Origin of the sequence: Mycobacterium sp. NPDC048908 (assembly GCF_043197955.1) — a bacterium.
Classification (GTDB): domain Bacteria; phylum Actinomycetota; class Actinomycetes; order Mycobacteriales; family Mycobacteriaceae; genus Mycobacterium.
In genome coordinates this window covers 527013-541192 of sequence record NZ_JBICUE010000001.1, presented here as the reverse complement: position 1 = coordinate 541192, position 14180 = coordinate 527013, and the positions used below count along the sequence as shown (strand labels likewise).

Below are 14180 nucleotides of genomic sequence, written 5' to 3'. Positions count from 1 at the left end.
GGACCTCTCAATTGTCGAACAGGTCGGGGCGGCGCTGACGCGTCCGTTGCAGTCCCTGTTCGTGGCGCCACGCCGCGATCTTCGCGTGGTCACCCGAGAGCAGCACCTCGGGCACCTCGAGCCCACGCCAGCTGGCCGGCCGGGTATAACTCGGCCCTTCGAGCAAGCCGTCGGAATGCGAATCCTGTTGATGCGACGCGGGATTGCCGAGCACGTCGGGAAGAAGTCGGACCGTCGCCTCGATCATCACCAGCGCGGCCGATTCGCCGCCGGGCAACACGTAGTCACCGATCGAGACCTCCTCGACCTTCATCCGACGTGCCGCGTCGTCAACGACCCGTTGGTCGATGCCCTCGTACCGTCCGCATGCGAACACCAAGTGCTTCTCGATACTCCAGCGTTGCGCATCGTCCTGCCTGAACAGTCGTCCCGCTGGCGTGGGAACGATCAGAAGCGTTTGGTCCGTGCAGATTTCGTCAAGCGCTTCACCCCACACCGGCGCCTTCATCACCATGCCCGGACCGCCGCCGTACGGGGAGTCGTCGACCGACTTGTGCACATCGTGGGTCCACCGCCGCAGGTCGTGCACCGCGAGATCGACGATACCCGCCTCAATCGCCTTGCCGGGCAAGGACTGTCGCAATGGTTCCAGGTAACCGGGAAAGATCGTGACGACATCTATGCGCATGTCAACCCAGCTCCAGAAGGCCTTCTGGCGGGTCGATCACGATCGTCTGATCCGCAAGCGACACCGATGTCACGATGGCGGTGACGAACGGCACCAACACCTCGCGGTCCTCGGCACGTACCGAAAGCAATTCGCCTGCCGCGGTGTGCAACACCTCCGCGACCGAGCCGACGGGTGCTCCCGCGGTGGTCACCACGCGGAGCCCTTCGAGTTGATGATCGTAGAACTCGTCGGGATCCTCGATCGGCGGCAGATCCGCCGAGTCGACCAGGAACACGGTGCCACGCAGCGAATCCGCGGCATCGCGATCGGTCACCCCTTCGAGCCGCACCAGCAGGCGTCCGCCATGGTCGCGGACCGACTCTATGACGTAACTGCTCTCCTGGCCACCGCGAGACGGCCTGCCCCGCAGCGACGAACCGGGCGTGAATCGGGTGTCCGGATCGTCAGTGCGGACCTCGACGACCACCTCGCCGGTGACGCCGTGCGCTTTGACGACCCGCCCGACTACCAGGTCCATGCCGACCCTTACTGGTCGGTGTCCACCACGTCGACGCGGATGCCGCGGCCGCCGATCCCTGCGACCAGCGTGCGCAGCGCGGTTGCGGTGCGACCACCGCGGCCGATGACCTTACCGAGGTCGTCGGGGTGCACATGCACCTCGACGGTGCGGCCGCGACGGCTGGTCACCATGTCGACGCGGACATCATCGGGATTGTCGACGATTCCGCGGACCAGATGCTCGACGGCGTCAACGACGACAGAGCTCATGGTCGCGGTCAGCTTTCGGTGTTCTCGGCGGCGCCGTCGACGGTGGCGTCCGCGCCCTCGGCGGCCGGCTCGGACTCGTCCTTGACCGGCGCAACCTCGGCCTCAGCAGCCCCCTTGTCGGCGGCCTGCTCGGTCTTCTTTGCAGGCGCCTTCTTCTTCTTCGGCGTGGTGGCCTCGGTGGCAGGCCCGCCTTCGGCCTGGGCAAGCGCGGCGTTGAACAGATCCAGCTTGGACGGCTTGGGTTCTTTGACCTTGAGCGTGCCCTCAGCGCCGGGCAGACCCTTGAACTTCTGCCAGTCGCCGGTGATCTTCAGCAGCTGCAACACCGGCTCGGTGGGCTGGGCGCCGACGCCGAGCCAGTACTGGGCTCGCTCCGAGTTGATCTCGATCAGGCTCGGATCTTCCTTCGGGTGATAACGGCCGATGATCTCGATCGCGCGGCCGTCGCGACGGGTGCGCGCGTCGGCGACAGCGATGCGGTACTGGGGATTGCGGATCTTGCCAAGCCGGGTGAGCTTGATCTTGACAGCCATGATGAAACGATCTCCTGTGGTTGCCACGCTGCAATTCGGCGATCGCGGGCGGATGCCCGGACCCGGTTTTGCCTTACGTGTGTGACCGCCATGCAAGCACCCAGCGAGAAGCCGAAGGCGGGTCGCATGGCAGACAGCCGCCCATTGTGCCAGAACAGCCGCTTCCGGCGAAAATCGCGACCCGTCGGCCTTTACAGCTTCCGCCGCCGATGTCACGCTTCGGCTATGGATGACGCCACCGCACTGCTGGAGATCGAGGCGATCAGAAAGCTGAAGGCATGGTACTGCCGCTACCTCGACACGAAGGACTGGGCGGCGTGGCGTGAGCTCTTCGCCGACGACTTCCTCAGCGACACCTCGCAGGCGGGCGGCAAGCTGATCCGCGGCGCCGACGACTTCGTCGCGTTCACCCGCAAGGGCGTGGGCGACCGGGCCACCGCCCACCAGGTGCATGCGCCGGAGATCGAGCTGACCTCGGCGACCACGGCGCGGGGCATCTGGGCGCTCGAGGACGTGGTCCGGTTGGCGCCCGGGGTGAACCTGCGCGGCTACGGCCACTACCACGAAAGCTACGAAAAACGCGGCGACCGGTGGCTGATCACCAGTTCGACGCTGACCCGGTTGCGTGAGGACATCTTCAACATGGTCGTCTCCGTGTACCTGTCCGACCGGATCAAACGGGCCGTGCGCCTGCTGGTGAGGTGACCGTCATGACGTTCCTGCGCGAGCGGTTGTTGGCCGCGGTGGCCGGGCAGTTGGCCCACCCGCACGGCATCCTCGGTCCGGTTGTCGCGCGGGCGCTCAACCGTGGTAACGAAAAGGCCATCGCGGCCGCCGTCGACGCGGCGGGGGTCCGGCAGAACGACGTCGCCGCGGACGTCGGTTTCGGCGGGGGCGCCGGCCTGCAACTGTTGTTGGCTGGCGTCGGTGACGGCGGGGTCGTCCACGGTATCGAGATCGCCGACGACATGCTGCGCAGGGCGAAGTCGAAGTTCGGCGGGGACGTTCGGCTCCGGTTGGCGCGCGGGTCGCTGACCGACCTGCCGCTCGACGCCGGTTCGGTCGATGCGCTGATCACCGTCAACACGGTGTACTTCATCTCCCGACTCGACGCGGCCTGTGCCGAGCTTGCCCGTGTGCTGCGGCCGGGCGGCCGCGCGGTGATCGGCATCGGCGATCCAGACGTGATGGCGCGACTGCCGTTCACCAAACACGGTTTCACCATTCGCCCGGTCGGCGAAGTCGCTGCGGCACTTGCGGATTCAGGTCTGCGCGTCGAGCAGCGCCGAATCGAGGACCAACCGATACCGCGTCACCTGATCGTCGGCAGCCGCGGCTAGACCACCTTGTCGAAGCACTTCTCCTCGACGCGCCGACTCATCCGCCATCCGTCGGCGGTGCGGACGAACTCGTCGAGGTACCACAGCCCGCAGAACATGACCTGATTGGCTTCTCCCGCGAACACCATCGGGTTGAAGCAGAAGGTCCGTGACGACGCGGTGTCGCCGGAGATCCGCACATCGACGTTGCCGAGCATGTGCGCGTGCGACGCGAAGATCTTCGGCAGGGTGTCCGCCAACCATGCCTTCACCTCGGGGAAGCGGCCGTCGATGCCCCCCATGGCGCGGTAATCGATGTAGGCGTCCTCGGTGAACACCCGGTCGAGGTCATCGAATTGTCGGCTGTCGATCGCCGTTGAGTAGTCGATCAGCAGCTGCTGGATCTCGAACCGATCCGAAATCTCCTCCAGGCTCAGCATCCGTTGATTGAACACGACCATGTGGCGCGGTTAGGCTCCAGACCCCATGGGGAGATTCGTCACGACCCTGGCCACGTGCCTGAGTCTGATCATGCTGTCGACCACGCCGATCGCCTCGGGGGATGCGGACGTCCAGCCTGTCGGCAGCGTGCCGATCCCGGACGGTCCCGCGCCGGCCTGGATCGTCGCCGACATGGACACCGGGCAGGTGCTGGCGGGTCGCGAGATGGACGTCGCACACCCGCCTGCGAGCACGATCAAGACGCTGCTGGCGCTGACCGCACTGGAGGAGCTGCCCAACCTCGACGCGACGATGGTCGGCACGGCAGCCGACACGCAGGTCGAGTGCAACTGTGTGGGCATCAAGCCCGGCGGTACCTACACAGCGCGTCAACTACTGGACGCCGTGCTGCTGGTGTCGGGCAACGACGCCGCCAACGCGCTGGCCGACATGATCGGCGGCTACGACACCGCGGTGGCGAAGATGAACGCCAAAGCCGCGTCGATTGGCGCGGTGAACACCCACGCGACGACGCCGTCCGGACTGGACGGCCCCGCCGGGTCGGGCGCCACCACGCCCCGGGACTTGGCGATCATCTTCCGTGCCGCGATGGCCAACCCGACGTTCGCCCAGATCACCTCGCAGCCGGTGGCGACGTTCCCGTCGGGCGCGGGCGAAAAGCAGCTGGTGAACGAGGATGAACTGCTGCATCGCTATCCCGGCGCGATCGGCGGAAAGACCGGCTTCACCGATGCGGCCAAGAAGACGTTCGTCGCGGCCGCCGAGCGCGGCGGACGACGCCTGGTGATCGCGATGATGTACGGACTGATCAAAGAGGGCGGCCCGACCTACTGGGATCAGGCGTCATGGCTGTTGGACTGGGGCTTCGCACAGAGCCCAGGAGCAGGCATCGGCTCGCTTTGAGTTGCGCAATCGCAACACATCTGAGACCTCGCGGGTGGACGCGCCCCAGTACTCTCGGCGGCCGTGCGGAAATTATTGGCCGCGTTGACCATCGCGCTGTCCGCGGCCGTAATGGTCGCTCCCCCAGCACCGGCTGAGCCGGGTATTCAACCCGCAGGCGCGGTCGATCTACCACAAGGACCCGCGCAGGCATGGCTGCTCGCCGACCTTGGCAACGGCCGAATCCTGGCTTCCCGCAACCCATATGAGCCACACGCGCCCGCCAGCACCATCAAGGCGTTACTTGCCATGGTGGTGTTGGATCAGCTTCCGCTGAACGCGGTGATCACCGCGACACCAGCCAACACCGACGTCGAGTGTTCCTGTGTTGGGGTCAAGGCGGGCCGGGCGTACACCGTGCGTCAGTTGCTCGACGGGGTGATGCTGGTGTCGGGCAACGACGCCGCGAACACGCTCGCACAAGGCCTCGGCGGGTATCAAACGGCGGTGGCCCGAATGAATGCCAAAGCCGCTGCGCTGGGTGCCCGCAATACCCACGCGTCCTCGCCGTCGGGTCTGGACGGCCCCGGCATGGAATCGGTCACCACGCCTTTTGACCTGGCGATCATCTACCGCGCCGCACTTGGTTATCCGGCCTTCGCCGCGATCGTGCGCCAACCGTCGTCGCTGTTCCCGACCGACGACGGGCCGAAGCAGATCGACAACCAGAACCAGTTGCTGAAGCGCTACCCCGGCACGCTTGTCGGCAAGACCGGCTACACGGATCTCGCTCAACACACGTTCGTCGGCGCCGCGCAACGCAACGGCCACAGCCTCGTCGTCGTGCAGATGCACGGCGACGGCGACATGTACGGCCAGGCCATCGGACTCTTGGACTGGGGCTTCAGCCAGTACCGGTGACACTCCTCGGCGAGCAGACGCAAAACTGCCCGAGTATCGCCAAAAGCAGGCAGTTTTACGTCTGCTCGCGAGGGAAGGTGGCGCTAGAAGACGCGGCCGCGCAGGATTACCCGGGCCGGGTGGTTGATCGCGTCGGCACCCGAGCGCGGATCGTCGGCGTAGCACACCAGATCAGCCGAGGCACCATGTTCAATTCCAGGTCGCCCCAACCACTCTCGCGCCGTCCAGCTGGCCGCGCCAAGCGCCTCGGTCGGGCTCATGCCGATGCGCTTGAGCGCCTCGATCTCGTCGGCGATCCGGCCGTGCGCTACCGTGCTGCCCGCGTCGGTGCCCGCGAAGATCGGGATACCTGCCTCACGTGCGGCAGCGATCCGCGGATAACAGCTGGCGTAGAGGTCCCGCATGTGTCGCGCGTATGTCGGGTATTTGTCCGCCGCGGCGGCGATGCCCGGGAAGTTCTCGATGTTGATCAGCGTGGGCACCAGCGCGGTGCCGTGCTCGACCATCAGCTCGATGGTGTCGTCGGTCAGTCCGGTGCCGTGCTCGATGCAATCGATGCCCGCGTTGATCAACCCCGGCAGAGCGTCCTCGCTGAACACGTGCGCGGTGACCCTGGCGCCGTTGTCGTGGGCGGCGTCGATCGCCTCCTTGAGGATCTCGTCGGACCACAGCGGCGCCAAGTCACCGGCGTCGCGGTCGATCCAGTCGCCGACCAGCTTGATCCAGCCGTCGCCCCAGCGGGCCTGTTCGGCCACCGCGTCGGGTAACCGCGACTCGTCCTCCAACTCGATGGCGAATCCGCGCTGATAGCGCTTCGGCCTTGCGAGGTGTCGGCCGGCACGGATGATGCGGGGCAGATCATCGCGGTTGTCGAAGCTGCGCGTGTCGGTCGGCGATCCCGCGTCGCGCAGGAGTAGCGCGCCGACGTCGCGTTCGGTTTCGGCCTGCGCGATCGCTTCGTCGAGTTCGATGACGCCGTGCTCACCGAGGCCTACATGGCAGTGCGCGTCGACCAAGCCGGGCACGATCCAGCCACCGTCGAACACGGTCTCGGCATCGGCGACCGGTTCAGCGCTCAGCAGCCCATCGACGATCCACCACTCGACCGGCCTGCCATCAGGCAAGCCAAGCCCGCGCACGTGAAGAGCGGGGTGGCGCATCCTATTTCTGGCCCGGGAACTTCAGCTTCGACAGGTCGATGTCCGCGAGACCCGGCGGCAACTCGTCGAGGCCTTTCGGCATGTTCGACAGGTCGGGGAACCCGGCAGGCAAGCTCGCGGCGCCGAGTGGATTGCGCGCCTTCGAAGGGGTCGGTCCCCTGCCCTTTTTCTTGCCGGCCTGCTTGTTCTTGCCCTTACCGGACTTGCGGCCAGAACCCTTGCGCCCAAAGGGCATTCCCATCTGGCCTGCCATCTGCGACATCATCTTGCGCGCTTCGAAGAACCGGTCGACGAGCTGGTTGACCTCCGACACGCTGACACCGGATCCGTTGGCGATCCGCAGCCGGCGCGAGGCGTTGATGATCTTGGGGTCGGCGCGCTCGGCAGGCGTCATGCCGCGGATGATGGCCTGCACACGATCGAGTTGGCTGTCGTCGACGGCGGCCAGCGCATCCTTCATCTGTCCTGCGCCGGGCAACATGCCGAGCAGGTTGCCGATCGGGCCCATCTTGCGGATGGCGAGCATCTGCTCGAGGAAGTCCTCGAGGGTCAGCTCACCCGAGCCGATCTTGGCCGCCGCCTCCTCGGCCTTCTGGGCGTCGAAGTGCTGTTCGGCCTGCTCGATCAGCGTGAGCACGTCGCCCATGCCCAGAATCCGGCTGGCCATGCGGTCGGGGTGGAAGACGTCGAAATCCTCGAGTTTCTCGCCTGCCGACGCGAACAGGATCGGGACGCCGGTGATCTCGCGCACCGACAGCGCGGCGCCGCCGCGGGCGTCGCCGTCGAGTTTGGTCAGCACGACGCCGGTGAAGCCGACGCCCTCGCGGAACGCTTCCGCCGTGGTCACGGCGTCCTGGCCGATCATGGCGTCGAGCACGAAGATCACTTCGTCGGGATCGACGGCCTCGCGGATGGCCGCGGCCTGGCTCATCAGCTCGTCGTCGATGCCCAACCGGCCCGCGGTGTCGATGATGACGACGTCGAAGAGCTTGGCCTTGGCCTCGGCAAGGCCCGCGGCAGCCACCGCAACGGGATCGCCGTGACCGGCCGCCTCTGAGCCCGCCGTGGACACGCCTGGATGCGGCGCGAACACCTGCACACCGGCTCGCTCACCGACGATCTGCAGCTGATTTACCGCACCCGGCCGTTGCAGGTCACAGGCCACGAGCAGCGGCGTATTTCCTTGACCGCGAAGCCATTTCGCCAGCTTGCCGGCAAGCGTCGTCTTACCGGAACCTTGCAGACCGGCAAGCATGATCACGGTCGGCGGTGTCTTGGCGAACGCCAGTTGGCGGGTCTCGCCGCCGAGGATGCCGATCAGCTCGTCGTTGACGATCTTGACGACCTGCTGGGCGGGGTTCAGCGCACCGGAGACCTCGGCGCCCTTGGCGCGGTCTTTGATGCGGGCGACGAACGCGCGTACTACAGGCAGCGAGACGTCGGCCTCGAGCAGCGCCAGCCGGATCTCCCTGGCGGTCGCGTCGATGTCGGCGTCGGTCAGCCTGCCCTTGCCGCGCAGCCCCTGCAGGGCGCCGGTCAACCGGTCGGACAGCGATTCAAACACGCCGTTCAGCCTAACGAATGGTCGGTTCCGGTCGCTCGGACGCCTAGCTGGCTTCCGATACCGGCTTCGCAGGCGCCGGGGCCGGTAGCACGGCGAACAGGTCGTGCTCCAGTTCGTCGCGGAGCGACTCAGTGGCGGTGATCGCGAACACGTCGACCACCGACGAGCCCAGCGTGGTGACCTTGGCCCAGGCGATGTCCACCCCTTCGCGTTCGAAGATCACGGTCAGCCTGGCCAACAGGCCTGCCCTGTCGGTGGCACGAATCTGGACAACCAACTCCCCCGGCTGTTGACCGTCGGACCACAGGATCTTCGGCGGCGCGGTGGCGTGGTTGATCGGCACCGCGTCGGGCACCTGCCCCGCCCGCGTCGTCCCGTACTGCACGGAGTCCCTGTCCCGCTTGTCCAAGGAGGCCAGCACGTCGAGTTCCCCTTCGAGCGCCAGGATGAATTGCTGCCGCAGCAATTCGACGGCCGGCGGCGAACCGAAGTGGGGGGATACGACGAACGTGTTGATGGCCGCGCCTTCGTGCCCGTTCACCGACGCGGAGTGCACACGAAGCGAATTGAGTGCCAGCACACCAGCGGCCTTGGAGAGCAGACCCCGGACGTCCGGGGCGATCATGGTCAGGTTGTAGATGTGCGGGCTGTCGCCCGGCGTCATCTCGACATGCACGCCGCCGTCCGCGGCCAGCGAAATGTACCGCGGGTCAACGGGATCCGGCGTCGGAAGTGGCTCGCCCGCCATCACCATCCGGCACCGCCGGACCAGATCGCCGATCAGAGACGCCTTCCAGTCGCCCCACACGCCGGGGCCGGTGGCAAGCGAGTCCGCCTCGGCAAGCACCTGCAACAGTTCGAGCAACACAGGATCGCCGTCGAGCGCGTCGACCACCGCCTCGATGGTTTTCGGGTCCTGTAGATCCCGCCGCGTCGCGGTGTGTGGCAGCAATAGGTGGTGGCGCACCACTTTTGACAGCAGCTCGACATCCGATGGCCACAGCCCCAGCCTGGTGCCGATCTGGGTGGCCAGTTCGGCACCGATGACGCTGTGGTCACCGCCGCGGCCCTTACCGATGTCGTGGCACAGCGCCCCGAGCACCAGCATGTCCGGCCGGGACACTCGGGTCGTGAATGCGCTGGCCCGCGAGACCGTTTCCACCAGGTGGCGGTCGACGGTCCAGATGTGTACCACGTCGCGGGGCGGCAGATCGCGCACGGCGCCCCACTCCGGGAAGAGCCTGCCCCACAACCCCGTTCGGTCGAGCGCTTCGATGGTGGCCACCGCAGTCGGACCGGCGGCCAGCATCACCAGCAGATCCTTGAGCGCCTGCCGCGGCCACGGTGTGCGCAACTCCGGTGCGGTCTCGGTGAGCCGGGCCAGCGTCGACGCCGCGATGGGCAACCCGGTCGTCGCCGATGCGGCCGCCACCCGCAGGATCAGGCCGGGATCACGCTCGGGGCGCGCGTCGCGGGCCAGGATCACCTCGCCCGCATACTCGATCACACCCTCGTCGAGGGGACGGCGCACTGGGCGCTTGAATGCCGCCAGCCCGCGGCGCGGCAGCGCATTCGCGGCAGTGCGGAGTCCCGCGTCGACGTAGTAGCTGACCGTGCGGGCGGCGTCAGACAAGGTGCGCGCCAAGTCAAATCGGTCCCCGATGTGCAGCGCGGCACCGATCTCGTCGGCGTGTTGAGCCAGCAGCAACTCGCGGCCGCGGCGCGACACCCGGTGCAGTTCGGTGCGGACATCGAGCAGCGCGAGATGCGCTTCGCCCAGCGTGCCCGTCGGTGAGGCAAGCGAGCGACTCGGATACACGTCGGCGAGTTGAGCGATCGCAAGCGCGTTGAGTAGCTGTACGTCGCGCAGACCGCCACGGCCGCACTTGAGATCGGGCTCGGCGCGGTGCGCGATCTGGCCGCTGCGCTCCCACCGCTGCTCGGTATGTGCGACGAGTTCGTCGAAACGCGATGCGATTCCGATGCGCCACTGCCGGCGCGCGCCGCTGATCAACAGTGACGACAGGTCGGCATCGCCCGCGATGTGCCTGGCCTCCAGCATGGCCAGCCCGGCGGAAATATCCTCGCCCGCCACATTCAGCGCTTCGGGGACGGTGCGCACGCTGTGGTCGATGCGAATGTTGGCGTCCCACAACGGGTACCACAGCAGTTCTGCGACCTGACTGACGACCTCGCGTGGCATCTTGTCGTGCAGCAGCATCAGGTCGAGGTCCGAGAATGGCAGCAGTTCGCCGCGGCCGAGCCCACCTGTCGCGACGATCGCGAATCCACTTGTGGCGGTTATCCCGATCTCGGTGGCCTTGGTGGTGAGCCAGAAATCGTGCAGATCGAGCAGGGCGTTGCGGAGTGCGGCCGAATCGAGTTGGCGCGCACCGCCGGAGAGCAATTGTTCGCATGCGGCCACCAGATCGGTCGCCGGCCGAGACGAGCCCGCCGCCGGCGCTACCCATTTGGGCGCGCCGGCGGCGACTTTCTGCTCCTCGCGCTCGTTGGCGGAATCCGGTGTCTGCTCAGCCATCTCGAGTCCTCTCCCGGCTTTACCTATTAACGCTCACGGTGCAGATCCGGGAGACGACGACTCATTTCACTTGCGGCTCAAAGGGCGTCGGCTCCCCGTTCCCCGGTTCTCACCCGGACCACGGTGTCGACGGGGCTGACCCACACTTTGCCGTCACCGATCTTGCCGGTACGTGCGGCCTGGACGATGACGTCGACCACCTTGTCCACGGCGGAATCATCGACGACGACCTCGACCCGCACCTTCGGCACGAAGTCGACCGAGTACTCGGCGCCGCGGTACACCTCGGTGTGACCCTTCTGGCGGCCGTAGCCCTGAACCTCGCTGACGGTCATTCCGAGAATACCGGTCTGTTCGAGGCCGGTCTTGACGTCTTCGAGTGTGAACGGCTTGACGATCGCAGTAATCAGCTTCATATTCCTCATCCCTCCGCGCCGTGACGGGCCAGTACCGAGCTGCCACCACTGACCGCGGCGAGGTCGTATCCGGTTTCCGCGTGTTCGGCCTCATCGATGCCTGACGACTCGTCCTCCTCGCTAATACGCAGCCCAATGGTGTATTTCACGATCAAGGCCACGATAGCCGTACCAACGGCGGAATAGAGCAGAACCGCCCCCGCACCGACCGCCTGGCGCCATAGCTGGTCGAAACCGCCGCCATAGAACAGACCATTGACCGCCGCGGGCGCCGCCGACGTAGCGACCAGGCCCACCAGCAGGGTGCCGACCAGGCCACCGACCATGTGCACACCGACGACATCTAGTGAATCATCAAATCCCAGTTTGTATTTCAGCCCAACAGCCAGCGCGCAGATCACACCGGCGGCCAGCCCGACGACGATCGCGCCGACCACGTTCACCGACGAGCAGGACGGGGTGATCGCGACAAGACCCGCCACGATGCCCGACGCGGCACCCAGCGAGGTGGCCTTACCGTCACGGATGCGCTCGGTGAGCAGCCAGCCCAGCATCGCCGTCCCGGTCGCGATGGTGGTGGTGATGAACGTCGCGCCCGCAATGCCGTTCGAGCCCACCGCGGAGCCTGCGTTGAATCCGTACCAGCCGAACCACAGCAGGCCGGCGCCCAACATCACGAACGGCAGGTTGTGCGGCCGCATCGGGGTCTTCGGCCAGCCCAGGCGCTTGCCGAGAATGATCGCGAGCACCAGGCCTGCGGTGCCGGAGTTGATGTGCACCGCGGTACCGCCTGCGAAGTCAATCGCCTTGAGCTTATTGGCAATCCAGCCACCATGCTCGGCGGTGACACCGTCGAACGCGAACACCCAGTGCGCCACCGGGAAGTACACCACCGTGACCCACAGCGCCACGAACAGCAGCCACCCGCCAAACTTCAGCCGGTCCGCCACCGCACCGGAGACCAGCGCCACCGTGATGATCGCGAACATCAGCTGGAACGCCACGAAGACGGTCTGCGGGATGGTGCCTGCCAGCGGAATCGACACCGCCGGATCGGCCGAGTCCAGTTGTAGATAGGTGCCGCCGATCAGCCCCTTGAGGCCCCAGTACTGGGTCGGATTGCCGAACAAGTTGCCGACGTCGTTGCCGAAGGCCGCCGAGTACCCGTACAGCGACCACAACACGGTGACGACGCCCATGGCGCTGACGCTCATCATGATCATGTTGAGAACGCCTCGTGCTCGGACCATGCCTCCGTAGAAGAAGGCCAGCCCCGGGGTCATCAGCAAGACAAGCGCAGCGCTGGCCAGCATCCATGCGGTATCACCGGTGTCCGGTATACCGAGGGTCGGAAATCCATCCACTCGCAGTTTCCTCCTTCGACACGCCACGGCCGCAACGTTTTTTGCGATCGTTGACCTGGTCCAAGACTTTGCTGAGTGGTTGTTTCGGTTAAGACGCCGCGGTGTTTCGCTCGTGTGAACGGATTAGTAGATGACGTTTCGCGGGTGTTACGTCGTGCGGTTTTCGCCGTCGTGCGTCAACCGAGCAGCGCGTCGACGAAGGCCGCGGGTTCGAAGGGAGCGAGATCGTCGGGGCCTTCGCCGAGGCCGACGAGTTTGACGGGCACGCCCAACTCCTGCTGCACCCGAAAGACGATGCCGCCTTTGGCGGTGCCGTCGAGTTTGGTCAGCGCCACGCCGGTGATGTCGACGACGTCAGCAAACACCCGGGCCTGAGGCAGGCTGTTCTGCCCGATTGTCGCGTCGAGCACCAGCAGTACCTCGTCGACCTCTGCCCTCTTGCTGACCACGCGCTTGACCTTGCCCAGTTCGTCCATCAGGCCGGTCTTGGTGTGTAGCCGGCCCGCCGTATCGATGACGACGACGTCCGCGCCCGAATCGATGCCCTTGTCGACGGCGTCGAACGCCACGGACGCCGGATCGGCGCCCTCGGCGCCGCGCACCACCTCGGCCCCCACCCGGGACGCCCAGGTCTGCAATTGGTCGGCCGCGGCCGCGCGGAACGTGTCGGCGGCACCGAGCACCACGCGGCGGCCGTCGGCGACCAGCACACGGGCCAGCTTGCCGACCGTCGTGGTCTTACCCGTGCCGTTGACACCCACGACCAGCAGCACCGACGGCTTGTCGTGGTGCGGCAGCGCCTTGATCGACCGGTCCAGCTCCGGTCGAAGCTCCTCGATGAGCACGTCGCGGACGACGGCCTTGGCGTCGGCCTCGGTGCGCACACGGCTGCTGGCCATCCGAGAGCGCAGCGACGACACCACCGATTCGGTGACAACCGGGCCGAGGTCGGCGATCAGCAGCGTGTCCTCGACCGCTTCCCAGGACTCCTCGTCGAGATCGCCGCCGCCAAGCAGGCCGAGCATGCCGCGGCCCAGCGTGTTCTGCGACTTGGCCAGGCGGCCCCGCAGTCGGTCCAGGCGGCCCTCTGGAGGCGCAATGGCGGCGATATCGGGCGGGGTCGGCGCCACTTCCTCGACGGTGGGTGCCTCGGCGGGCACCTGCGGAGCTACAGGGGGCACCTCGGGAGGCGCTACGGGCTCGACGCGCTCGACGGTCGGTTCTGGCAGCTTGACGTCGGCGATGGGGCGTTTCGGCGCGTCCCGCGGAACGGTGGCATCATCGCCGACGGCGGGCAGGCCGCTGGTGTCGATGCGGTCAACCGGTTCCGCCGGGGCCGACTGCGTGAACGTGATGCCCGAAGACGCGGTATATCCGCCGGAGCGGTCGATAGGGGTGGCAGTGTCTGGTGAGGACAAGTTGACACGCCGACGCCGGTATCGCACCAGCCCGACGACCAGCGCAACCACGAGCAGAATGGCAATGACCGCGATTGCGATCCACACAGCTTCAGACACGACGCCATTGTCTCAGGGGGCATAGCCGGTGACGTCCGACCCCG

At 66.6% G+C, this 14180-nt stretch carries 15 protein-coding genes; 4 read left to right on the top strand and 11 right to left on the bottom strand.

Translation table 11 applies throughout. From position 1 onward, the window contains the following. Positions 1-7 precede the first annotated feature (7 nt). The 4 genes from trmD to rpsP are packed head-to-tail and all read right to left on the bottom strand — an operon-like array spanning position 8 to position 1992. Positions 8-688 carry a tRNA (guanosine(37)-N1)-methyltransferase TrmD gene (gene trmD, locus ACGFK1_RS02680; protein WP_393425161.1) on the bottom strand — a complete coding sequence of 227 codons (681 nt, stop codon included), beginning with the start codon at positions 686-688 and terminating at the stop codon, positions 8-10. Position 689: 1 nt separating this feature from the next. Then, complete coding sequence (gene rimM / locus ACGFK1_RS02675) at positions 690-1208, bottom strand: ribosome maturation factor RimM (protein ID WP_393425158.1); 519 nt, start codon at positions 1206-1208, stop codon at positions 690-692. Between the two features lie 8 nt (positions 1209-1216). Then, on the bottom strand, positions 1217-1459 hold the full coding sequence (locus ACGFK1_RS02670; protein WP_003881089.1) for an RNA-binding protein: 243 nt from the start codon (positions 1457-1459) through the stop codon (positions 1217-1219). Between the two features lie 8 nt (positions 1460-1467). Further along, on the bottom strand, positions 1468-1992 hold the full coding sequence (gene rpsP / locus ACGFK1_RS02665; protein ID WP_393425151.1) for a 30S ribosomal protein S16: 525 nt from the start codon (positions 1990-1992) through the stop codon (positions 1468-1470). A 225-nt stretch (positions 1993-2217) separates the two neighbouring features. Here rpsP and ACGFK1_RS02660 point away from each other — a divergent pair, with 225 nt between their 5' ends. Together ACGFK1_RS02660 and ACGFK1_RS02655 are read left to right on the top strand one after the other, a co-directional pair. Next, complete coding sequence (locus ACGFK1_RS02660) at positions 2218-2697, top strand: nuclear transport factor 2 family protein (protein ID WP_393425148.1); 480 nt, start codon at positions 2218-2220, stop codon at positions 2695-2697. Positions 2698-2702: 5 nt separating this feature from the next. Further along, complete coding sequence (locus ACGFK1_RS02655) at positions 2703-3332, top strand: class I SAM-dependent methyltransferase (RefSeq protein WP_393425145.1); 630 nt, start codon at positions 2703-2705, stop codon at positions 3330-3332. Here ACGFK1_RS02655 and ACGFK1_RS02650 read toward each other — a convergent pair. Beyond that, positions 3329-3751, bottom strand: coding sequence for a nuclear transport factor 2 family protein (locus tag ACGFK1_RS02650; RefSeq protein ID WP_393426307.1), 423 nt, complete (start codon positions 3749-3751; stop codon positions 3329-3331). The genes ACGFK1_RS02655 and ACGFK1_RS02650 overlap by 4 nt on opposite strands. 46 nt (positions 3752-3797) lie before the next feature. Between ACGFK1_RS02650 and ACGFK1_RS02645 the strand changes: the two genes are divergently transcribed. Together ACGFK1_RS02645 and ACGFK1_RS02640 are read left to right on the top strand one after the other, a co-directional pair. Further along, positions 3798-4676, top strand: coding sequence for a D-alanyl-D-alanine carboxypeptidase family protein (locus ACGFK1_RS02645; RefSeq protein ID WP_393425142.1), 879 nt, complete (start codon positions 3798-3800; stop codon positions 4674-4676). A 63-nt stretch (positions 4677-4739) separates the two neighbouring features. Continuing rightward, the gene (locus ACGFK1_RS02640) at positions 4740-5576 is read left to right on the top strand and encodes a D-alanyl-D-alanine carboxypeptidase family protein (RefSeq protein ID WP_393425139.1); all 837 of its coding nucleotides are present in this window, start codon (positions 4740-4742) and stop codon (positions 5574-5576) included. An 83-nt stretch (positions 5577-5659) separates the two neighbouring features. Here the strand turns inward: ACGFK1_RS02640 and ACGFK1_RS02635 are convergent, their stop codons facing one another. From ACGFK1_RS02635 to ftsY, 6 genes are all read right to left on the bottom strand, one after another. Further along, entirely contained in the window at positions 5660-6736 is a 1077-nt protein-coding gene (locus ACGFK1_RS02635; protein WP_393425136.1) for an amidohydrolase family protein, read from the bottom strand. A gap of 1 nt (position 6737) precedes the next feature. Further along, a complete protein-coding gene (gene ffh, locus ACGFK1_RS02630) occupies positions 6738-8300 on the bottom strand; it encodes a signal recognition particle protein (protein ID WP_393425133.1) in 1563 nt (520 codons plus the stop codon). A 43-nt stretch (positions 8301-8343) separates the two neighbouring features. Further along, on the bottom strand, positions 8344-10839 hold the full coding sequence (locus ACGFK1_RS02625) for a [protein-PII] uridylyltransferase (protein WP_393425130.1): 2496 nt from the start codon (positions 10837-10839) through the stop codon (positions 8344-8346). Positions 10840-10916: 77 nt separating this feature from the next. Continuing rightward, positions 10917-11255, bottom strand: coding sequence for a P-II family nitrogen regulator (locus ACGFK1_RS02620; protein ID WP_003881099.1), 339 nt, complete (start codon positions 11253-11255; stop codon positions 10917-10919). Positions 11256-11260: 5 nt separating this feature from the next. After that, positions 11261-12619, bottom strand: a complete 1359-nt coding sequence (locus ACGFK1_RS02615; protein ID WP_393425124.1) for an ammonium transporter — start codon at positions 12617-12619, stop codon at positions 11261-11263. A 176-nt stretch (positions 12620-12795) separates the two neighbouring features. Next, positions 12796-14136: a signal recognition particle-docking protein FtsY gene (gene ftsY / locus ACGFK1_RS02610; protein WP_393425121.1), complete on the bottom strand. Its 1341-nt coding sequence runs from the start codon at positions 14134-14136 to the stop codon at positions 12796-12798. Positions 14137-14180: the final 44 nt, after the last annotated feature.